The sequence below is a fragment of the Pseudomonas sp. A34-9 genome (genome assembly GCF_029543085.1).
In the GTDB taxonomy this organism is placed as follows: Bacteria; Pseudomonadota; Gammaproteobacteria; order Pseudomonadales; family Pseudomonadaceae; genus Aquipseudomonas.
Genome location: NZ_CP119967.1, coordinates 2,549,772 through 2,571,084 on the forward strand (window position 1 = coordinate 2,549,772; position 21,313 = coordinate 2,571,084).

20 protein-coding genes are annotated in these 21,313 nt (G+C 60.3%); 6 read left to right on the forward strand and 14 right to left on the reverse strand.

The genetic code is table 11. From position 1 onward, the window contains the following. The first annotated feature begins 76 nt into the window (after positions 1 to 76). The 3 genes from P3G59_RS11435 (at position 77) to P3G59_RS11445 (ending at position 3,588) form a co-directional block, all read left to right on the forward strand. On the forward strand, positions 77 to 1,150 hold the full coding sequence (locus tag P3G59_RS11435; protein ID WP_277761611.1) for a diguanylate cyclase: 1,074 nt from the start codon (positions 77 to 79) through the stop codon (positions 1,148 to 1,150). 204 nt (positions 1,151 to 1,354) lie between these two features. Further along, the gene (locus P3G59_RS11440) at positions 1,355 to 2,593 is read left to right on the forward strand and encodes a M20/M25/M40 family metallo-hydrolase (RefSeq protein ID WP_277761612.1); all 1,239 of its coding nucleotides are present in this window, start codon (positions 1,355 to 1,357) and stop codon (positions 2,591 to 2,593) included. Positions 2,594 to 3,285: 692 nt separating this feature from the next. After that, complete coding sequence (locus P3G59_RS11445) at positions 3,286 to 3,588, forward strand: hypothetical protein (RefSeq protein ID WP_277761613.1); 303 nt, start codon at positions 3,286 to 3,288, stop codon at positions 3,586 to 3,588. A gap of 133 nt (positions 3,589 to 3,721) precedes the next feature. Here the strand turns inward: P3G59_RS11445 and P3G59_RS11450 are convergent, their stop codons facing one another. From P3G59_RS11450 to P3G59_RS11485, 8 genes are all read right to left on the reverse strand, one after another. Then, the gene (locus P3G59_RS11450) at positions 3,722 to 4,591 is read right to left on the reverse strand and encodes an oxaloacetate decarboxylase (protein WP_277761614.1); all 870 of its coding nucleotides are present in this window, start codon (positions 4,589 to 4,591) and stop codon (positions 3,722 to 3,724) included. A gap of 167 nt (positions 4,592 to 4,758) precedes the next feature. Next, positions 4,759 to 5,793, reverse strand: a complete 1,035-nt coding sequence (gene astA / locus P3G59_RS11455; RefSeq protein ID WP_277761615.1) for an arginine N-succinyltransferase — start codon at positions 5,791 to 5,793, stop codon at positions 4,759 to 4,761. 61 nt (positions 5,794 to 5,854) lie between these two features. Continuing rightward, positions 5,855 to 6,871, reverse strand: coding sequence for an arginine N-succinyltransferase (locus P3G59_RS11460; protein ID WP_277761616.1), 1,017 nt, complete (start codon positions 6,869 to 6,871; stop codon positions 5,855 to 5,857). Between the two features lie 117 nt (positions 6,872 to 6,988). Continuing rightward, a complete protein-coding gene (locus P3G59_RS11465) occupies positions 6,989 to 8,338 on the reverse strand; it encodes an APC family permease (protein WP_213028242.1) in 1,350 nt (449 codons plus the stop codon). 81 nt (positions 8,339 to 8,419) lie between these two features. Next, on the reverse strand, positions 8,420 to 9,172 hold the full coding sequence (locus P3G59_RS11470; protein ID WP_277761617.1) for an N-formylglutamate amidohydrolase: 753 nt from the start codon (positions 9,170 to 9,172) through the stop codon (positions 8,420 to 8,422). After that, the gene (locus tag P3G59_RS11475) at positions 9,156 to 10,487 is read right to left on the reverse strand and encodes a glutamine synthetase (protein WP_277761618.1); all 1,332 of its coding nucleotides are present in this window, start codon (positions 10,485 to 10,487) and stop codon (positions 9,156 to 9,158) included. Before P3G59_RS11475 ends, P3G59_RS11470 begins: the two co-directional genes overlap by 17 nt. Next, on the reverse strand, positions 10,484 to 11,128 hold the full coding sequence (locus P3G59_RS11480) for an isochorismatase family cysteine hydrolase (RefSeq protein ID WP_277761619.1): 645 nt from the start codon (positions 11,126 to 11,128) through the stop codon (positions 10,484 to 10,486). The genes P3G59_RS11475 and P3G59_RS11480 overlap by 4 nt, the downstream gene beginning before the upstream one ends. Positions 11,129 to 11,130: 2 nt before the next feature. Next, entirely contained in the window at positions 11,131 to 11,985 is an 855-nt protein-coding gene (locus tag P3G59_RS11485) for a MurR/RpiR family transcriptional regulator (protein WP_277761620.1), read from the reverse strand. A gap of 329 nt (positions 11,986 to 12,314) precedes the next feature. Here P3G59_RS11485 and P3G59_RS11490 point away from each other — a divergent pair, with 329 nt between their 5' ends. Together P3G59_RS11490 and cobF are read left to right on the forward strand one after the other, a co-directional pair. Then, positions 12,315 to 12,869 carry a histidine phosphatase family protein gene (locus tag P3G59_RS11490; RefSeq protein ID WP_277761621.1) on the forward strand — a complete coding sequence of 185 codons (555 nt, stop codon included), beginning with the start codon at positions 12,315 to 12,317 and terminating at the stop codon, positions 12,867 to 12,869. Next, on the forward strand, positions 12,869 to 13,624 hold the full coding sequence (gene cobF, locus P3G59_RS11495; RefSeq protein WP_277761622.1) for a precorrin-6A synthase (deacetylating): 756 nt from the start codon (positions 12,869 to 12,871) through the stop codon (positions 13,622 to 13,624). Before P3G59_RS11490 ends, cobF begins: the two co-directional genes overlap by 1 nt. 224 nt (positions 13,625 to 13,848) lie before the next feature. Here the strand turns inward: cobF and P3G59_RS11500 are convergent, their stop codons facing one another. Genes P3G59_RS11500 through P3G59_RS11510 form a run of 3 tightly spaced genes read right to left on the reverse strand, consistent with a single transcriptional unit; the run spans position 13,849 to position 16,430 of the window. Next, a complete protein-coding gene (locus P3G59_RS11500) occupies positions 13,849 to 15,030 on the reverse strand; it encodes an acetyl-CoA C-acetyltransferase (RefSeq protein WP_277761623.1) in 1,182 nt (393 codons plus the stop codon). An 11-nt stretch (positions 15,031 to 15,041) separates the two neighbouring features. Further along, complete coding sequence (locus tag P3G59_RS11505) at positions 15,042 to 15,707, reverse strand: CoA transferase subunit B (protein WP_116031285.1); 666 nt, start codon at positions 15,705 to 15,707, stop codon at positions 15,042 to 15,044. Positions 15,708 to 15,731: 24 nt separating this feature from the next. Further along, on the reverse strand, positions 15,732 to 16,430 hold the full coding sequence (locus tag P3G59_RS11510; protein ID WP_016983257.1) for a CoA transferase subunit A: 699 nt from the start codon (positions 16,428 to 16,430) through the stop codon (positions 15,732 to 15,734). 165 nt (positions 16,431 to 16,595) lie between these two features. On the opposite strand from P3G59_RS11510, the gene P3G59_RS11515 reads away from it, so the two are divergent. Beyond that, the gene (locus tag P3G59_RS11515) at positions 16,596 to 17,483 is read left to right on the forward strand and encodes a LysR family transcriptional regulator (RefSeq protein ID WP_277761624.1); all 888 of its coding nucleotides are present in this window, start codon (positions 16,596 to 16,598) and stop codon (positions 17,481 to 17,483) included. A 65-nt stretch (positions 17,484 to 17,548) separates the two neighbouring features. Here the strand turns inward: P3G59_RS11515 and P3G59_RS11520 are convergent. From P3G59_RS11520 to P3G59_RS11530, 3 genes are all read right to left on the reverse strand, one after another. Next, positions 17,549 to 18,690 (reverse strand): IS3 family transposase gene (locus P3G59_RS11520; RefSeq protein WP_277758129.1). Its coding sequence is split into 2 segments (ribosomal slippage): positions 17,549 to 18,441 and positions 18,441 to 18,690, totalling 1,143 coding nucleotides; the frame shifts between segments, so codons are not numbered across the junction. 369 nt (positions 18,691 to 19,059) lie between these two features. Continuing rightward, the gene (locus P3G59_RS11525; protein ID WP_277761625.1) at positions 19,060 to 19,902 is read right to left on the reverse strand and encodes an NAD-dependent protein deacetylase; all 843 of its coding nucleotides are present in this window, start codon (positions 19,900 to 19,902) and stop codon (positions 19,060 to 19,062) included. Between the two features lie 54 nt (positions 19,903 to 19,956). Continuing rightward, entirely contained in the window at positions 19,957 to 21,003 is a 1,047-nt protein-coding gene (locus P3G59_RS11530; protein WP_277761626.1) for a class I SAM-dependent methyltransferase, read from the reverse strand. Positions 21,004 to 21,313 lie beyond the last annotated feature (310 nt).

The window sequence follows — 21,313 nt, forward strand, 5'->3', positions numbered from 1 at the left end:
CCGGTGATGGCTATTTAACGTTGCCCTGTTAGACTCCCAACACATCCGTCCTGCGGTGTGCGTGATCGAGGTCCTTATGGGAAATACGGGAGGAAAGGGACTTTCATTAGCCAGGAGGCTTTATACGTCACGAGTCCTCGGGCTGTTGCTCGGGCTGCTGTGTGTATCCGTCGCGATGTATGCGCTGGATCCGCCGCTGTGGGTCTGGGCGCTGATGCTGTTCAACGGCCTGGTCTGGCCGCATCTGGCCTTTCAATGGGCACGCCGCTCCAGGGTTCCTTATCACGCTGAACACCGCAATCTGTTGATCGACGCCTTTTTCGGCGGCTTTTGGCTTGCCGCCATGCATTTCAATCCGCTGCCCACTGCCACGACCATTTCGATGATGGCGATGAACAACGTCGCCATCGGCGGTTCACGCTTTCTATTGGCAGGCTCTGCGGCGCAATTGCTCGGGGTTGGCGTGGGGCTGGTGGTGTTTGCTCCGGCATTCGTTCCGCAGACCTCGCCTGCGCAAATGTACGCCTGTTTCCCGTTACTGCTGCTGTATCCGTTGGCGCTGGGCTGGATCTGCTTTCGCCAGGCCTACACCCTGGGCCGGCATAAACGCGAACTGCTTGCCCTGAGTCGCACCGACAGCCTCACCGGCCTGCTCAACCACGGTGCCTGGAAGGATCAACTGGAGATCGCTTTTCAGCGCTGCAAGCGGCAGAAACAGGGCGCGGCGATTGCGCTGATCGACATCGACCATTTCAAAGCGATCAACGACACCTACGGCCACGTCGCGGGTGACATCGTGCTGCGCCAGTTGAGCAAGTTGCTTAAACAGAACCTGCGGGCGACTGATGTGGCGGGGCGCTACGGTGGTGATGAGTTCTGCGTGATTCTGCCGGAACTGCCGCTGTTCAACGCTGCGCAGGCGATGGAAGCGTTGCGTGAGCGTTTCGCGATTCTGGGCTATGAGCAGAATCCGGCGTTGAAGGTCAGTTTGAGTATCGGCCTGGCGGCGTACGACCCGGCGCATGCCGACGCGACACGCTGGCTCAATGATGCCGATCAGGCGTTGTACGAGGCCAAGGCGAGCGGGCGCAATCGGGTGATCTGCAATTGCGATAACAAGCCTCGGCAGACGTTGCTGGATTCGGTTTGACCGCTTCACCCCACATCCCCTGTAGGAGCTGCCGAAGGCTGCGATCTTTTGATTTTGCTTTGTAAAAACAAGATCAAAAGATCGCAGCCTTCGGCAGCTCCTACGGTGTTCGGTGGTGGTCAGGGATATGTCGCATTCGGTGTAGAGCCTTGCGCCAATGTCGGGTACGGTTAAATCCCCCCGACGCGAAACAAGGATCGCTTCATGACGTTCTCATTTTCTCGCTCCCTGCTGGCCGCCAGTCTCGGCCTGTCTCTCGCCTTCAGCGCTGCTCACGCTTTCGCCGAACCGCATAAACAAGTGCTCGCCGATGCCGGGCAATACCAGCCAGAAGCGCTGAAACTGCTGGAACGGCTGGTCAATATCGACTCCGGTTCCGGCTATGAACCGGGCCTCAAGCAAGTCAGCGACATCGCCATCGACGAGCTGAAAAAACTCGGCGCGACCATCGAACTGGTGCCCAATACGCCGGAAAAATCCAACCATGTCCTGGCCACGTTCAAAGGCACCGGCAAGGCGAAAATTCTGTTGATGGCGCACATGGACACGGTGTTCAAGGAAGGTTCGGCGGCCGAGCGGCCATTCCACATCAAGGACGGTCGTGCTTACGGGCCGGGGGTGATGGATGACAAGGGCGGCATCGTCGCCGGGATCTATGCGCTGAAAGTCCTGAAAAACCTCGACTTCAAGGACTACGCGCAAATCACCTTCCTGCTCGACGCCAGCGAAGAAACCGGTTCGGACGTCGCCACCGACCTGATCAAGAAAACCGCCAAACAACACGACGTGACCCTCAACCTTGAGCCGGGCCGCCCGGCCGATGGCCTGGTGGTGTGGCGCAAGGGCAGTGCGACAGCGCTGGTCGAGGTCAAGGGCAAAGCCGCACACGCCGGCGTCGCCCCGGAACTGGGGCGCAACGCAGCGATGGAGGCGGCGCATCAGATTCTGCAACTGGGCAAACTCGGCGATGAGGCGAAGAAAACCACCATCAACTTCACCGTGCTCAAGGCCGGCGATCGCACCAACGTGATTCCCGATCAAGCCACGGCCAAGGCTGACGTGCGCGCGGCGGTGCCGGAGGAGTTTGACCGGATCGAGCAGGACCTTGCGCGGGTGTCCCAGGACAAGCTGATTCCTGAGACTGAAGTGAAGACGTCTCTGCAGCGCGGCTTGCCGCCGATGCCGCAGACTCCCGAGTCGGATCGCTTGATGGCCATGGCCCAGGGAATTTACGGCGAGATTGGCCGCAAATTGACCGAGGAGGGCAGTGGCGGCGCGGCGGATGCCAGTCTGTCGGCCGGGGTCGGTACGCCGACGCTGGATGGCTTCGGGATTGTCGGCGGCAATATTCACACGCCGGAGGAGTACGCCGAGGTGGCGAGCGTGGCGCCGCGGATTTATCTGTTGTCGCGGATGATCATGGAGTTGGCCAAGCCGCGGTGAGGGTTTGATCGTTCCCTCGCTCTGCGTGGGAATGTCTCAACGGACGCTCCGCGTTCGGCTCTGGAAGGGACGCGGAGCGTCCCGGGCTGCATTCCCACGCGGAGCGTGGGAACGATCATTAAGCCGCGGTGAGGTGGTCTGCGGTGTGATGAGGTCGGCGGGGTGCCAGATAAATCGGCCCCTCACCCTAACCCTCTCCCAGAGGGAGAGGGGACTGACCGTGTTGTTTGTGTTCCATGTGGCAACCGGCAGATCAAGTTGAATGCAAATTCGCATTCAACGCGGTCTCTCACGTCGGCGTAGATCCAGAGCATCCCCCAATCAGTTCCCTCTCCCTCTGGGAGAGGGCTAGGGTGAGGGGCTTTTGTGGGAAAAGTGGAAGGCGCGGACGGCGTACAACTTTCCAAGACGTTTCCTACAACGTACCCTGTTGCCGCATTTCGGTATCGACCCCTATAGTTCGGGCTCGCGGAAAAACACCGCGAACGACCTTGGCCGGTCGATACAGAGACGTACAGTCTGCCCAACATATTCAGTCGATGTTTGTCTGTGATGTTGTGTTATGGCAGCTGTGCGTGGGACACCTTCGGGTGTGCCGGTTCCTGTATCCGGTCGGCCAACCCGCGTACGGCTGCCACCTTCCTCGTTTGGCCGCGACTGGTGGTAGCTCTCTCAATACAGGAGTTATACCAATGTGTGATCAAGTAATGCCCCGCTTCCTCCCCATCGACACCTACGACGCCGAATCCCCGGTGCTCTTCCTCAACACCCATTCAGAACTTAGCGACATGGCCGCCTGTGCGATGCACCGGTTTGTGGTCGTGCGCGATCTGGCTGACACCTTTGCCAGTCTCAACCTCAAGGGCATTTCCGACTGTGATCTGACTCGGGTGACCAGCGCGGTGCATCTGTTGATGCGCGAGGGCTGTGCGATTCTGAATGTGATTCAGGCGCGGGCGCTGCAGCGGGAGGAGGCTTACAAGACACCGGTTTAGCGGTGTAGCGGCAGACGCCTTCGCGAGCAAGCTCGCTCCCACAGTGGATCTTGGGTGAACACAATATTCATGTTCGACACCGATCAAATGTGGGAGCGAGCTTGCTCGCGAAGGGGCCGGTGAGGCGTGTGCATCACTCCTTGACGCTCATGTATTCCTTGGCCCAGAGAATGTATTCCTCCGGCTGGGTATAGGTGTGGGTCAGTTCGGTCGCGCTCAGGTCGGAGGCCTGGGTAAAGATCTGCCGCTGTTCGCGCAGGCTGTCGTACGTCGCTTTGATCGCCGCAAAGTAAGCGCCATGCCCGTCAATGGTCACGCGCACACCCAGTTCGGCCAGACGTTTGTCGTCGCGCAGCGCCGGGTTGCCGTAGGTCACCAGCATCAACGGTACGTTCAGGTGTTCGGCGATTTGTTCGAGCTGATCGAAATCCTGAATCCCGACCATGCAGATGCCGTCAGCGCCGGCCGCCTGATACTGGCGAGTGCGGCTGATGATTTCCTGGTTCGGCAGGATGCCGGCATTGGTACGGGCGATGATCGCCATTTCCGTATCAACCCGGGCTTCCAGCGCCGCGCGGATTTTGCCGACGCCTTCGGCGACGGTGATCAGGTCGGTGGATTTGCGGCCGAATTGCGCCGGCAGCAAGGTGTCTTCGATGGTCAGGGCGGCGACGCCGGCGCGTTCCAGTTCAACGATGGTGCGCATCACGTTGAGGGCGTTGCCGTAGCCGTGGTCGGCGTCGGCGATCACCGGCAATTGGGCGACGCGGCCGATGCGGGTGGCCTGTTCGGCGAACTCGCTGAGGGTGATCAGGGCAAAATCCGGGGCACCCAGCACCTGCAACGAGGCCACGGAACCACCGAGGATCCCCACCTCAAAACCCAGGTCAGCGGCAATGCGCGCGGACATCGGATCGAACACCGAAGCCGTGTGATAGCAGGTGTCGGAAGCCAGCAGTTGGCGGAAGTTACGGCGCAAATCTTGATGGGAAAGCCTGGTCATACGAGTTCCACCAATACAAAGGAATGGAAAGGCTTGAACAAAGGTGTCAACGCCGAAGAATGAAAAGGCTATCACGCGAATGGGTCAAGGATCATGACGAATTTGCAAGGGACAGGTTGTCGCGGACTCTTTTGCTGAAAGGATTTACCTTTTTGCGGTGATGACCGTCAGGCCGCCTCCGCCTGTTGCTGTTGGTTGGGCAGCATCACCGCGCGTACCGAATTGCCCGGTTGCAGTTGCAGGCGCTTGGCGGTGAGGCGGTCGATCACCAGGCTGCTGCCGACCCGGCGGGCGCGGGCGACGGTGATGCGACAGTTTTCCAGACGCCGGTTGTGAATCAGCCACAGCGGCGCCTGTTCGTCCGGGCTGCCGAGGCTCAGGGTCAACTCGACGCTTTCACGTACGGTGCGAATGCTGCGCACCGGCGCTTCGATCACCGGGCCGCCGTCGAAAATGTCGATGTAGCCTTTGTGGGTAAAACCTTCGGCCTGGAGGATTTTCAGCGCCGGCTCGGTATTGGGGTGTGCCTGGCCGATCGCGGCCTGGGCCTGTTCGGTGAGCAGGCAGGTGTACAACGGCTGGCGCGGCATCAGTTCGGCAATGAACGACTTGTTGCCCAGCCCGGACAAGTGATCGGCATGGCTGAAGTCCATTTGAAAGAAATGCCGGCCCAGACTGTCCCAGAACGGTGAACAACCGTGCTCATCGGCGCTGCCGCGCAGTTCGGCAATCATCTTCTCGCCGAACAGGTGCGGGAATTCGGCAACGAACAGCAAACGCCCCAGCGAGAGCAGGCGGCCATTGCTGCCGTGGCGCTGATCATGGCCGAGAAACAGCGAGCACAGCTCCGATTGGCCGGTCAGTTCGTTGTTAAGAAACAGCGTCGGGATCTGCCGCTGAATACCCAGATCCGGCGCCGAACTCACCGTCAACCCGACCCGATAGTTGTACCACGGCTCGCGCAGGCCGACCGCCCCGGCCAGTGCGCTGACACCGACCACGCGCATGTCGTCGTCTTCGAGCACAAACAAGTAGTCAGCGTCGGCCCGTTCCACCTGTTCGGCGAACGCCCGTTGCGCCCAGCGGACCCGGTGGGACAGGCGATCTTCGTTGGCCGGCAGGGTGGTGAACCCCGGGCCGGCCTGTTGCACCAGTGCCATCAAGGCTGGCAGGTCGCTGACTTTGACCGGGCGGACAATCATGCTGTAACTCCTTCTGCGCGCCTGTTCGGGCACTGTCGTTGGCTGCGTAACCGCGCGGGTTTCACAGGGCAATCAGCCGGATCTGGCTGCCATCGGTCACGTTCAGCGCCGCACATATCGCAGGGGTGAGGGACAGCGGTTGATCGGGTTGATAATCGAGTTCGGCAATGATCGCGCGAAAGCCGTGCAGGGCGTCGTTGCTCAGCAGGTAACGGCCACGGGCATCGATCTGTGGCCGTTGCTGCACCGTTGCAGTCAGGCTGTGGGCAATCGACCGGATATTCGCGGTGCGCGCATACAGGGTCGGGCCAGCGTCGAACAGGTCGATGTAGCTATTGGTTTCGAAGCCTTCACGCTCAAGAATGTCGAACGCTTCCTGACCGTCCGGGTGAATGCGACCGATACAGTCCTGCGCCGCTTGTGGCAGCATCGGCACGTAAATCGGGTATTGCGGCATCAGTTCGGCGAGAAACGTGCGGCTTTGCAGCCCGCACAGGCGCTCGGCTTCTGCGTAAGGCAGGTCGAAGAAGTGCTTGCCCAGCGCATCCCAGAACGGCGAATGGCCGGCCTCGTCGCTGTAGCCGACGATTTCAGTAATCACGGCCTCGGCAAAGCGCGGCGCATGGGCGGCGATGAACAACAGCCGCGCCCGTGACAGCAACTCGGAGAACGGCGTGCGCACCAGTCCTGCGTCGATGTGAAAACCGCGCAGCAGCGTGTGGTCGTTGAGGTCGTGACACAGCGACAGCGCTGGCACGCCGTGTTCAATGTTCAGCTCGCGTGATGCACTGGTGAAATGGCGGTTGCGCAGGCTGTAGAACGGCTCGTTGAAGCCTGCCTTGGCAAGAATTTCCGAACAGCCGACCAGCCGTTGGCTGTCCAGATCCTCCAGCACGAAGAAATAATTCTCCGCGCCGTGAGTCGCCGCCGCGCTGGCGAACGAAGCACAGGAACCGGCGATTTTCTCGCGCAGACGCTCGCGGTCGTCCGGCAAGGAGGTCACGCCCACCAGACTGTCGCGGGCCAATTGTTGTAGCTGGGGCAGATCAGTCTGTTCGACTGGGCGTAAGACCAGCATGGATATACTCCTGTATCAAAAGGTTCGGCAAAGCGCCGAACCTGACTATCACTGTCGGTTTCCACGCGATAAATCGGCGGTCGCCTGATTTGTTGTCAGACGCCGCTCTTTTTCTTGTCAGCCATTGCTCGGGTCAGGTAGCGCGGTGCTGGCGCCGAGCTTGTTGAGGAAGAACAGGTACACCAGACCCAGGGCAATCCAGATCAGGCCGAGCTTCTGCGCATCGACGCCCATGTTGTACATGATGGCCGCGACGATGATGAAGCCGATCACCGGGCAGATCAGGTGACGCACGACCTGACCGGACTTCTGCCGACGCCAGTAGTAGTTGATCACTGTCAGGTGCAGCAGCATGAAACCGCTGAGCGCGCCGAAGTTGACCAGCGAGGTGAGGGTGTCGACCGAGTTGATGAACAGGTAGCAGATCACCAGCGACAGCACGGCGACCAGGTAAATGCTCAGATACGGCGTGTTGTGTTTCGGGTGCACCTTGGCCAGCACCTTCGGCAGTTTGCCGTCGCGGGCCATGCCGAACAGCAGGCGCGAGACTGCCGCTTGCGAGGTGATGGCCACGGCCACGCCCCAAGCCAATGCCGTCGCGACACCGGTCAGGGTCGCCAGCCAGCTGCCAGCGGCGATTTCGGCGATTTCATAGAACGCGGTGTCGGCGGATTTGAAACCCATGCCGGCCGCCAGATCGGTGGCGATCCAGGTTTGTGCAACGAAAATCACGCCCATGACCACCAGTGTGATCAGCGCGGCTTTGCCGACGCTCTTGCCCGGATCGCCCTTGATTTCTTCAGCGAGCGTCGAAATCGCATCGAAGCCAAGGAACGACAGCACGGCAATCGACACCGCTTGCATCAGCAAGGCGAAGTTGAAGGTTTCCGGGTGATACAGCGGCGCCAGGGTCAGCTCGCCGTTACCGCCACCGTTGTGCAGAGCATTCCAGGCGTAGAACAGGAAGATCCCCAGCACCACCAGTTGCGCCAGCAGAAAGATGATGTTCATCCGAGCGGTAAAGGTGATGCCGCGCAGGTTGACAAAGGTCGCGCTGACCAGGAAAGCCAGAATGAAGCCGACTTTCGGAATGTCCGGGTACAAATGGTTGAGCGCCATCGCCGCGTAGACGTAGAGCAGCGGTGGAATCAGCAGGTAATCGAGCAGCATCAGCCAGCCGGCGATGAAGCCGACGTGCTGATTAAGGCCGCGTTGCGCGTAGGAGTACACGGAGCCGGCAATCGGAAAAGCCTTGGCCATGCTGCCGTAGCTCAGCGCGGTGAACAGCATCGCGACCATGCCGATGATGTACGCCAGCGGCACCATCCCCGGGGCCTCGGCGTTGACATAGCCATACACACCGAACGGGGCGATGGGGATCATGAAGATCATCCCGTACACCACCAGGTCGGTCAGCGTCAGGCTACGTTTCAACTCTTGCTTGTAGCCGAATTCTTCAATTTCCATGAAGCGCAACTCCTTGTAAGCCAGTCGGTCGTTTTAGTTGTTATCGGTCCATCGTTTACAGCGTCAGCAGTCTTTCATTCATTACAGCAATGGTGCGAGGTATCCAGCCCAGCGCGATACGGCTTCGGGGCTGCGCAGCAAGTCATTGCGCACCTCGATCAACACCGAGTCGAGGCCACGGGCATCGCCGTGCACCGGCACGGTCATGTCGCCCAGCGGATCGATCTTGTACGGCTGATTGCCGGCCACCTTCAGCGGGTGTTCGCCGAGGCCGTCGAGCAGGCGTTGCGCGTAGGCCCTGGCCTGACCGAACAGCACGCCGACTTCCAGTGGTCGCGGCTGGCCGTAATACACCGGGGTGAAACTGTGAATCCCCACGACACGCACCGCTTGACCCTGGGCAACACGTTCGTCGATCAAGGTCTGCAAACGTGCGTGAAACGGTTTGAACAGGGTCTGGCGGCGGTATTCGCGGGTGGCTTCGTCCAGTTCGCGGTTGCCCGGCACCTGATAAATCTCGCTTTGCGCAGGAATGCTGTCCGGCGCATGCCGTGGCCGGTTCAGATCAATCAGCAGTCGCGAATAATTGGCGCTCAACAGCGTTGCGCCAAGCATCTGCGACAACTGCTCGGCCAGTTGCAGCGCACCAATGTCCCAGGCGATGTGTTCAGCGGCAGCAGCTTCGTCCAGGCCCAGATTGTTCAGGGCGCCGGGGATGTAGCGGCTGGCGTGTTCGCACACCAGAATCAACGGATGCGTCGAGTCAGCGCGGCTCAGGTTGTAGGCCGGTCGGGTGTACAACCCCAGCTCGGCGGATTCAGTACAGGCGTGCATAGTGCTCACACAAGTCAGCGGGCGAGAGCTGTTCCGTCAGCGCCAGTTCCTCGGTTTTCAGGGCGTAGTAGGTGTCGAGCAGCGGCTTGGGCAGCCATTGGGTGAAGGTGCCACTGTCGCGCAGGCAATCCAGCGCCTGGGCCAGCGAGGCGGGCAGGGCGACGATGCCCCGGGCCTGGCGTTGCTCATCGTTGAGTGAATCGGGAATTTCATTGGTGATCGCGTTCAGCGCCAGACGCTGTTCGATGCCCAGTCGTCCGGCAATCAGCAGCGCCGCCATGGCCAGATGTGGTGAGGCGGTGGCGTCCATGGCGCGGAATTCGAGATTGAACTGGTTGGCCACAGGCTTGCCACCCAGGGTTACAGTCGGGCAGATGCGCAGCGCCGCCTCGCGGTTCTGTTGACCCAGACAAGCGTAAGACGCGCTCCAGTGATGCGGCTGCAAGCGCTCGTATGACACCGGCGTCGGGGCGGTGAACGCACACAGTGCCGGCAAGTAATGCAGGATTCCCGCCGCCCAGTGCTGGCCGAGGCTCGACAGTCCGTTGCTGGTGCCGGCGTCGTACAGCGTCGGCTGACCGGCCAGGTCGAGCAGGCTGACGTGCAGGTGCACGCCGTTGCACACCGCGTCGGCGGCGGTCTTCGGCGCGAAGCTCAAGTCCAGGCCCATTTGCCGGGCGATCTCGCGGGTGATCTCGCGCACGTTGACGGCGCGATCGGCCGCCGCCACGCCGAGCGTCGGGCGACAGGTGATCTCGTATTGATGTTTGCCGTATTCGGGCAGAAACATTTCCGGCTCGACGCCACCGGCGCGCAAGGCACTGAGCAGCCAGCCGCCGAACTCGGCGCCCTGACGCTGGGCTTCGAGGGAAAATGCCAGATGCTCGGCAAAACCGGCGTGCAGGTTGAATTCGTGTTCGAACGCGGCGTTGACCTGCAAGCCCAGTCCATCGCGGTAACGCTCGATTTCATCGCGCAACAGCGTGCGCGGGCAGGCGCCCCAGGGGCGGCCATCGGTTTCGCGGATATCGCCGTGGATGAAATCCAGCGCCGGCGCATCGGCGTCCGGGCCGTTGCCGACGGTGACGCGGCTGCTCAGATCGGGAATCAGCCTCAGGTCGCCATACGCGCCCCACGGATTGGTCGAGGCAATGATGTCCTGCGGCGTCAACGCGCTGTTGGCCGGCACCCAGCCGCACCCTGCAGCTTGATAATGCTCAAGCTCATCGGTGGGAAACGAGCGGCCACGGGTGATGCCGATCAGGTCGGTGGTGACCAGCGTGGTCATCGGCAGCGGTGTCAGGCGGGCGCTCATGGCTGCATCTCCTGCAGGCGGGCGAGCACGGTGTCGGTGTCGGTGATCCAGCAGTAACCCTTGATCGCATTCAGGCAGGCGTGATGGCGTTCGGCGCTGTAGGTGGCGCAGGCGTCCTCGACCAGCGTGACCAGATAGCCGCGATCGGCGGCGTCGCGCACGGCCATGTCGACGCACTGGTCGGTGACGATGCCGGCGATGATCAGGTGACGGGTTTCCAGGTTGCGCAGCACGTAATCGATGTTGGTTGAGTTGAAGACGCCCGATGAGGTCTTCGGCAGGACGATTTCGTTTTCCACCGGGCTCAGGTCTTCAATGATCCTGGCCTGCACGCTGCCTTTGGGCAGGTGCATGTCCGAGAGTTTGTGGTCGAGCGAGCGGTCGCGACCATCTGCGGTGAGGCTTTCGATAATGGTGTGCAGCACGTTCTGCTGCGTTTCGCGAAAAGCGCTGAGCAAGCGACGCTGGTTGGGCACCACCTGCATGTGCGCCCGGGTCAGGAAATACTCGGCGTCAGGCCCGTTGAGGTGCGCGTCGAACTGCGGTTCGAGCCAGGCACGCTGCATGTCCACCAGCAACAGTGCGGTGTGATCGGTGACGAACGGCAAGTCCCGCGGCGAGCGGTGGGGAAGGCTGAACATCCTTATTTATCCTCCAGCAGATGGGTGTTGAAGTCATTGCGCAGGGCATCGATGCCTTCCAGGCGATCGGCGAGGTTTTCGGTGCGCAGGGTCAGGCAGGCAATGAGTGCCTCGACCTGCGCCAGCGCGGGCACCATGGTGTCGAACGGCGAGGCCGATTCCACCGGCGCGCTGATGATCAGGTCGGCCAGTTCGCGCAGTGGCGAGGCATAGATGTCAGTGAACAACACCACGCGCGCGTTGTTGTTTTTCGCCGCACTGGCGACCCGCAAGGCCTGGGTCTGGTAGCGGCGATAGTCGAACAGCAGCACCACGTCCTGACGTTGCAGATCAAACAGGCGATCCGGCAGTTGCGCGTTGTCTTCCAGGGCGAAGCAGCCGGGGCGCAGCAGGCGCAGGTGATTGAGCAGGTAAGTCGCCATCAGGCTGCTGAAGCGCCCGCCGAAGCAGTACACCTGATGCCGGGCATCGAGCAGCCAGTCGGTGAGAATGCGCACGTCTTCCGGCTGGGTCAGCGATTGGGTTTCGAGCAGCAGGCGATGGCTGTCGCCCAGATAGTGGCTCCAGGCGTCGTCCTTGTGCTGATGAGCGCGCGGTTGCAGCAGCGTGCGCGGCGAGCGCAAGCGATGGTCCATGTCGCTGAGCAGCGCTTCCTGGAATTCGGCGTAACCACCGAAGCCGAGTTTTTTCACCAGCCGCACAATGGTCGGATCGCTGACCCCGGCATGTTCGGCCAGACGCGCCATCGGCCCCAGACCGTTGCGTGGGTACTGATCAAGCAAGGCGCGAACGACTTTGCGCTCCGACGGCGTAAGATCCAGGCCGGGATCGGTGATCAGGTCTCTGAGAGGGGGCATCCGGGCTCCTGCTGGATGAGGGTGTTGAATTCGCTTCATAATCCGTTAAAACAGTATTTATGTAACTGGCATTACATGTCTAGTGAATTTTTTATCGTGTTGAAAAGGCCCCAAAATAGGGCGAGACGCCCGTGTAACAAGGACTACACGGAGTTCGACAGGGCTTGTAGTCCATCGCCCACGACAGTGTCAGAGATTGCCGTATTTCTGCTTTTGTCCGCACTTGCCGCGTCCATTCAGCCACCCTGCAGCCCCCGGTTTACGGCACAATTACCGACAGAACGGCTTTGCGCCGCTGATTTTCATGAAGGCCCACCGGAGCGATCCCTGTGCAGACCACTCGTTTGACATTGATTTGCCATGCGCGAACCGTCGCACAGAAATTGGCGTGTTTTCCTACGAATGAACCTGTTGAAAATAGCGGTCTGGCATCGGCCGAATTGGCGGAACGTTTCGACGCCGCGCGACGCTTGATTTGCGCGCCGGAGTTGCGCACGCGCCAGACAGCGGCGTGGTTTGGCGCGGACGCGCAGGTTGATGAGGCGCTGCGTGATTGTGATTGGGGGCGCTGGCACGGCATCTCGATCAAAGCCCTGCAAGCCTCGGAAGCAGAAGCGCTGCACACCTGGCTCGAAGACCCGCAAACCAGCCCCCACGGCGGTGAGTCGGTGGCGCAGTTGTGTGAGCGTGTGGCGCAATGGCTGGCCAGTCTGCAAACCACGCCGGAACATGTAGTGGCGGTGACGCATCCGTTTGTCATCCGCGCTGCGCTGATCCACGTGATGCGCTGTTCGGCGTTCCATGACATTGATGTCGAACCATTGTCGATGCTCGAACTGCGCTTCACCGGGCGCTGGCGCCTGTGTCTTAAAGGAGCTTTGTGATGAAACAACTGCTGGTGATCGGCATCGGTGCCGGCAATCCCGACTACATCACGATGCAGGCGGTGAAGGCGCTGAACCGGGTCGATGTGTTCTTCCTGATGGATAAAGGCCAGAGCAAGGACACGTTGATCGACCTGCGTCGCGACATGTGTGAGCGCTACATCGACGACCCTGACTATCGCTTCGTCGAAGCTCACAGCCCGGAACGCGAGCGCGGCGATATCGACTACACGGCCAGTGTCGATGACTTGAACCGTGCCAAGCAGAAAACCTTCGAACGCCTTATCAATGAGGAATTGTCCGACGGCCAGTGCGGTGGTTTCCTGGTGTGGGGCGACCCGGCGTTGTACGACAGCACCGTGCGTATCCTCCAGGCCATTCTGGCCTCGGGCACGTGCGTCTTCGAGTTTGACGTGATTCCCGGGATCACCAGCGTTCAGGCGTTGGCGGCGCAGCACAAGGTGCCGCTGAACACGATCGGTCGTTCCATCGAAATCACCACCGGGCGGCGTTTGGCGGCAGGGCAGGTGAGTGATACGGACAGTCTGGTGGTGATGCTCGATGCCGAGGATGCGTATCAGCGGGTCGCCGATCAGCAGACCGAGATTTACTGGGGGGCTTACCTGGGCACGCCGGATGAGATTCTGATCAGGGGCAGGCTGGCGGATGTCGCGGAGGAAATCGAGCGGGTGCGCAAGGTGGCGCGGGCGGAACATGGGTGGATCATGGATACGTACTTGCTGCGTAAGCCCTAGATCGTTGGTGCTTTGAGTGGCCCTATCGCGAGCAGGCTCACTCCTACAATTGAATGGGTTCACAATTCCAATGTAGGAGTGAGCCTGCTCGCGATAGGGCCGCAACATTCGAAGTACATTTCGAACAGGCAAAAAAACACCCGGTGCAACGCAAGTCGCACCGGGTTTTTGTTGCCAGAAAACAGCGGATGTCGTGGATCCGCCGTTCTCTGTTGAACTCTTGGTTATGCGCGTTCCAGCGCCAGCGCCACACCCTGACCGCCGCCGATGCACAGGGTCGCCAGACCCTTTTTCGCATCACGCTTGATCATTTCATGCACCAGCGTCACCAGCACGCGGCAACCCGATGCACCGATCGGATGGCCCAACGCGATGGCGCCGCCGTTGACGTTGACCTTGTCCAGATCCCATTGCAGATCCTTGGCCACTGCCAGCGATTGTGCGGCGAAGGCTTCGTTGGCTTCGATCAGGTCGAGCTGGCCGATATCCCAGCCGGCCTTGTCGAGGCAGCGACGGGTCGCCGATACCGGGCCGATGCCCATGATCGCCGGATCGACGCCTGCGTTGGCATAAGCGGCGATGGTGGCCAGTACGGGCAGGCCGAGGGATTTGGCTTTCTCTGCGCTCATCAGAATCACGGCGGCAGCGCCATCGTTCAGCGACGAGGCGTTGCCCGCAGTGACACTGCCGTCCTTCTTGAACGCCGGGCGCAGTTTTGCCAGGGATTGGGCAGTGGTGTCGCCACGTGGCTGTTCGTCGACCTTGAAGGCAACCGGATCGCCTTTGCGCTGCGGGATCAGGATCGGCGTGATCTCATCGACAAAGCGACCGGCCTCAATGGCGGCAGCGGCTTTCTGCTGAGAAGCGGCGGCGAAAGCATCTTGCTGCTCACGGCTGATCTCATATTTGTCGACCAGGTTCTCGGCAGTGATGCCCATGTGGTAGTCGTTGAACGCATCCCACAAGCCATCGCTGATCATGGTGTCGACGATTTGCGCGTGGCCCATGCGCAGACCGGTGCGTGCGCCCGGCATGACGTAGTTGGACAGGCTCATGTTTTCCTGGCCACCGGCGATGATCACGTCAGCGTCGCCGCAACGGATCGCCTGTGCACCGAGGTGCAGGGCTTTGAGGCCCGAACCGCACACCTTGTTCAGGGTCATGGCAGGTACTGCGTGCGGCAGGCCAGCCTTGATCGCAGCCTGACGCGCCGGGTTCTGGCCGGCGCCGGCGGTCAGCACCTGGCCCATAATCACTTCATCGACCTGCGCACCGTCCAGCCCGGTCTGTTCGAGCAATTGGCGGATCACCGCCGCGCCCAGATCAACGGCGGACACGCTGGCCAGGGAACCCTGGAAACTGCCGATCGCGGTACGCGTGGCGGCAACAATTACGACGTCTTGCATTTTCGAATTCCTCACTGGGCAGCGAACTGCATTTCCGGTACGTGATCCGGGACGATCAGTTTACCAGCGGTTTTGGCGACGATTTCCTCGACGCTGACGCCAGGTGCGCGTTCCTTGAGGACAAAAGCGCCATTTTCGATTTCCAGGTAGGCGAGGTCGGTCAGCACGCGCTTGATGCAGCCGGCGCCAGTCAGCGGCAGGCTGCATTTGGACAGCAGCTTGGACTCACCGTCCTTCGATGCGTGGGTCATGATCACGATGATGTTGTCGGCGCCGGCCACCAGATCCATCGCGCCGCCCATGCCCTTGACCAGTTTGCCGGGGATCATCCACGAGGCGATGTTGCCTTCGACGTCGACTTCGAACGCGCCAAGCACGGTCAGGTCGACATGGCCACCGCGAATCATCGCAAAGGATTCCGCGGAGTTGAAAATCGACGCGCCGATGCGTGCGGTCACGGTCTGTTTGCCGGCGTTGATCATGTCGGCATCGATGGTGTCTTCGGTCGGAAACGGGCCCATGCCGAGCAGGCCGTTTTCCGATTGCAGCATGACTTCCATGCCGTCGGGAATGTAGTTGGCGACCAGGGTCGGAATGCCGATGCCGAGGTTCACATAAAAGCCGTCCTGCATTTCGCGGGCGACGCGCTGAGCCATTTGTTCGCGGGTAAGTGCCATGTTTTTATTCTCCGTCAGCCTGAATTATTTGCGGATGGTGCGCTGTTCGATGCGTTTTTCGAACGTGCCGCAAATGACCCGATCGACGTAGATGCCCGGGGTGTGGATCTGCGAGGGATCGAGTTCGCCGGGTTCGACGATTTCTTCGACTTCAACCACGGTGATTTTGCCGGCGGTGGCGGCCAGTGGGTTGAAGTTCTGCGCGGTGTGACGGTAGATGACATTGCCGAAGTGGTCGGCTTTCCAGCCTTTGACGATGGCGAAGTCGCCGGTGATGGATTCTTCCATCAGGTACTTGCGACCCTTGAACTCGCGCACTTCCTTGCCTTCGGCGACGGGGGTGCCGACGCCGGTGGCGGTGAAGAAGGCCGGAATGCCGGCGCCGCCTGCGCGCATTTTCTCGGCGAGGGTGCCTTGCGGGGTCAGGATGACTTCGATGTCGCCCTTGAGCAGTTGCTCTTCGAACAGCTTGTTTTCGCCGACGTAGGAGGCGATGACTTTGCTGATCTGACGATCGGTGAGCAGCACGCCGAGGCCGAAACCGTCGACGCCGCAGTTGTTGGAGACGACGGTGAGGTCGCGGGTGCCTTTGCGCTTGATCTCGGCGATCAGGTTTTCCGGAATGCCGCACAGACCGAAGCCGCCGGCGATAACGGTCATGCCGTCTTCAAGCCCGGCCAGGGCTTCCTCGTAGGAACTCACGCGCTTGTCGAAACCTGCCATATGCACCTCTTTTATTATTTGCGGGCGGCTGGCTAGCCGAATGACTGGAGTGTCGCGCCGGTGGATATATTTGTTAAGTTGATTTTTAAGGTTGATTGATAGATAAAACTCAATAGTTGCGTTATGGCTTGCGGCTTAACGCTGGATCGTTCCTGAGGCTTGAGTATGACCATCAAACAGATTCGCGCCTTCCTCGCTGTGGCCCAGAGCCTGAGTTTCGCCGTGGCCTGCGAGCGTCTGCACCTGTCGCAATCGGCGTTGAGCCTGACCATCAAAGCGCTGGAAGAGGGCCTGGGCGGGCGCCTGTTCAGCCGCAACACGCGCAACGTCGCGATGACTGCGGAAGGCGAATCGCTGCTGCCGCTGGCGCGACGGCTAATTGCCGACTGGGACAACGCCGAAGACGAAATGCGTCAACGCTTCAGCTTGCAGCGCGGGCGGGTAACGCTGGCGGCGATGCCGTCGTTTGCCGGCAACCTGCTGCCGCCGATCCTCAAGACGTTTCGTGCGCGCTATCCGAACGTCAATGTCACCGTCAATGACGTGATCAACGAGCAAGTGCTGGAAATGGTCCGTGACCGTCAGGTTGAACTGGGGGTGGCGTTCGAGCCGATGCAAAACACGTCGATGACGTTTACGCCGCTGTACAGGGATCGCTTCGTCGCGGTGGTGTCGAAGGATTCGCCGTTGGCGCAGCGCAGCGAGATCGATTGGCAGACGTTATTGCAGGAGTCGTTCATCACCTTGCAGCGGCCATCAACGGTGCGGGTGATGCTCGAAGAACACTTGCAGGCGCGGGGCATGAAGTTGCCGGTGGAGTTTGAAAGCCATCAATTGGCAACAGTCGGGCGGATGGTCGCCAGTGGGCTGGGTGTCAGCGCCGTCCCGGCGTTGTGCGCCGAGCAGATGCAGGAGTTGGGTGGCCATTGCCTGACGCTGGATGATTCGGTGGAGCGAGCCATCGGCGTGCTGACCGAGCCGGGCAATGAACTGTCGGCAGCGGCGCAGGCGTTGTTCGATATTCTCAAGGCTGAAGATCTGGGGCGGCTGTGAGATCTACCCCCTCACCTGATCTGGTCAAACGATACTGGACACAGTTATAGGGTTTTGTTCATTTCTCATGCCGCCAGGGCCTCCATGGCTACCGGAGTCCTATAACCGTTGTGGCTGTGCAGCCTGATCCGATTGTAATAGTGGGTCAGGTAGCGCAACACATCGGTACTGGCTTCGTCTTCGTTTCGGTAGCCGGCCTTGGGTATCCATTCAGATTTCAAACTGCCAAAGAAACGTTCCATCGGAGCGTTATCCCAGCAGTTTCCCCGTCGACTCATGCTTTGTTTTATCCGCATGTCCGACAACGTTTCACGGAACATTTTGCTGCTGTAATGACAGCCCTGATCCGAATGGAACATTAAGTTTTCAGGCCGTCCTCGCGACTCGAAAGCCACCTTCAAGGCTTGACAGGTTAGTGCTGAATCCGGGCTTCGGGACATCGCCCAGCCGACGATGCGTCGGGCATGCAGATCAAGTACCGCAGCCAGATAAACCCAGTAAGTACCCGCCCAGATGTAAGTCACGTCGCCACACCACACTTGATTGGGCGCCTCGACGTTGAATTTACGCTCCAAATGGTTAGGGGCGTATTGAGCCTCCGCGCCGCTGGGTTTGTAACGATGCCTGCGCCGTTGCTGGCTCTTTAATCCAATTTCGCGCATCAGGCTACGAGCCATGTAGCGACCTACAGACTCCTTTTCGTTACGCAACGCCTCTGACAGGCCTCGCGCGCCCATCGAACCGCGACTTTGCTGATGCAGTTCAACAGCCTTGATCTTGAGGCGATCGCGTTCAACATCAACTTTTGTGCCCTGTTTCAACCGGTCGTAAAAACTGCTGCGGTTGATTCCAAACACACCACACAACTCGGTTCTTGGATATTGCTCGCTTAACTCCTCGACCAGCCTTATCGATCGAGGGAATCCGACATCAAGAGAGCTGTAGCCTTTTTTAAGATTTCTTTCTCACGCTCAATCCGTCGGATTTTTGCTTCCAGTTCCTGAATGCGTTGTTGATCGGGTGTCATGGCCTTGGATCTTTCGGGCGTCTTGCCGTTGCGCTCCTGGCGCAACTGCTCAACCCAGCGGCGCAGAGCGGTCGGGCCCACCCCCATCGCTTCGCAGGCCTCACTTACTGAATAATCTTTATCCAGTACCAAGCAAGCCGCGTCCCGTTTGAAATCTGTCGAAAAGTACCGTCTAGTCAAAATTACACCTCGTCGTTGGGCGTAGATTACGCCCTTCAGGGGTGTCCAGAATCATTAAGCCAGATCAACCCCAACCCTCTCCCCCAGGGGGGCGAGGGGGAAAGGGAGCCAATTGGGGATTTCTCAAATCCTGAGTTCGACTCGAAATTTTCAGGTCGATGTGTGCTTGTCAACAATTCGGTCAGTCCCCTCTCCCTTGGGCTAGGGCTAGGGCGAAGGGAGATGATCGGGGGTTCTTCAGCTTGTGGGCTCGACTCAGCATTTTCAGGTCGCCGTATTCAGGCCTGACAACTCGGTCAGTTCCCTCTCCCTTGGGAGAGGGCTAGGGTGAGGGGCTTGGATCCTGAGTCGAGCGCAGAGTGCAGCAACTCACCGAATCAACTGCCGTACCAATAAAGGCAAAAGCTGTTCACACGACGCTTCAATCTTCAAATCCAGCAAATCATCCGCACGGGTCTTGCCGAGATTGATCGCCATCAGCGGTTTTCCGCGTTCGGCAATCACCCGGCACAGGCGAAACGCCGAGTAAGCCATCAACGAAGACCCCACCACCAACATCCCCGCCGCATTTTCTGCCGCCGCCATCGCCCGTGCCGCCGTAGGCTGCGCAACGTTTTCGCCGAAAAACACCACGTCCGGTTTCATCCGTTCGCCAAAGCAATGCGGACAGTGCGGCACCTGAAAGCGCGCCTCGAACGCCGGGTCGAGCAGGGTGTCGCCATCCGGTGCCTGCACCGCGTCGACCCCGGCCAGATACGGATTATGCAACTCCATCAGTTGTTGAATCGCGTCGCGCTCGCTGCGCTGACCGCAGTCCAGGCACAACACCCGGTGCAGGCTGCCGTGCAGTTCGATCACATCGTGACTGCCGGCCTGATCGTGCAGGGTGTCGACGTTCTGGGTAATCAAGGCGCTGATCAGCCCATGGCGCTGCAAACCGGCCAACGCTTCGTGCGCAGCATTGGGCTGTGCCTGACGCACCCTCGGCCAACCGAGCATGGCCCGCGCCCAATAGCGGCGGCGCGACTCGGGGGCGGCGAGGAATTCCTGGTACATCATCGGTCGTCGGCCACGGCGTACACCGTCGCTGTCGCGGTAATCCGGAATGCCCGACGGTGTGCTGATGCCGGCCCCGGTCAATACGATGAAGTCGCCATCAGCCATCACCTCTTGCAGGGTATCGAGGTGTTCGCGGGTCGGGCTGTCGAGCATGGTCAGCGCTCCGAAGTGGGCAGTGCCAGCAGGTTAGCACGCGACCCGCGTGGCTTACTTGCGCGCCTCCAGAATCAGGTTGAACGGTGTCTGCGTGGCCCGGCGGAAGTGCTTGAAGCCGGCTTCGGCAAACACTTTGCGCAGACGCATTTCCCCGGCCTGCGCGCCCAGGCCGAGGCCGACTTCCTGCGACAGCGAATTGGGCGTGCAGATAAACGTCGAGGCGGCGTAAAACAGCCGTCCGACCGGGTTGATGTTGTCGTCCAGCGTGTCATTGGCAAACGGCTCGACCAGCAACACCGTGCCGTCGTCTTTCAGCGAGTCATAGGCGTGGCGCGCGGCGCCGACCGGGTCGCCCATGTCATGCAGGCAGTCGAAATAGCAGATCAGGTCGTAATCATTGCCGGGGTAGCTCTTCGCCGAGCCCTGGAAGAACTTCGCGCGGCTGCTGACCCCAGCTTCCTCGGCGCGTTGGCTAGCGACGGTGACCGAGGGCGCGTGATAGTCGTAGCCGACGAAGCGCGAGTTGGGGAACGCCTGGGCCATGATCACCGTCGAGGCGCCGTGACCGCAGCCGATGTCGGCGACTTTCGCGCCTTGTTCAAGCTTGGCCACCACACCGTCCAGTGCCGGCAGCCATTCGGCGATCAGGTGGCCTTTATAACCGGGCCGGAAGAACCGCTCCGTGCCGGTGAACATGCACGGATGATGATCGCCCCATGGCAGGGCGCCATTGCCGCGCATGGCTTTGACCAGTTTGTCCTTGTCATGAAAAAACGACGCCACCACCCCGAGTCCGCCAGCGACGTAGACCGGTGAGTCTTCGACGGCCAACGCCAGCGCTTGTTCTTCCGGTAAACGAAACTGGCCGTCGTGGTGCTCCATGTAGCCGGACGCGGCGTGAGCGCTGAGCCATTCGCGCACCAGACGCGGGTTGCAGGTGGTTTTGGCGGCGAGGGCATCGGCGCTGATTGGTTGACTGTCGGCCATGGCCCGGTACAAACCGAGTTCTTCGCCGACGATGACATTGGCCAGCATCGCCGCGCCGCCCATATCGTTGACCAGTTTGCCCATGAATTCGTTGAGCTTCGCCTCATCCATTATGTGTGCTCCTGAAACAGGATCACGGTCCGGCGGCGTCGATGGTCGAGGCGTGCGCCACCGGGCGGTGGTCACGGGTATGGGCAGGGCACCGCTGACGTCCTGCGTCCCCCTCGACTGGGTAATGAAGAAGTCTAGCCCCGGTCCGGGCGTGATGCTGGATTTGTGGACAGTGAAAAACCTGTGGGAGCGGCAATAACTCTGTATCACTGTGTATCGCCGTGATGGGGGGACACACAGGGCTGCAAATGCTCAGTCATCTGCACACAAACCCAATACATCCGGCGGCTCAAATGTGGAAAATCCACTG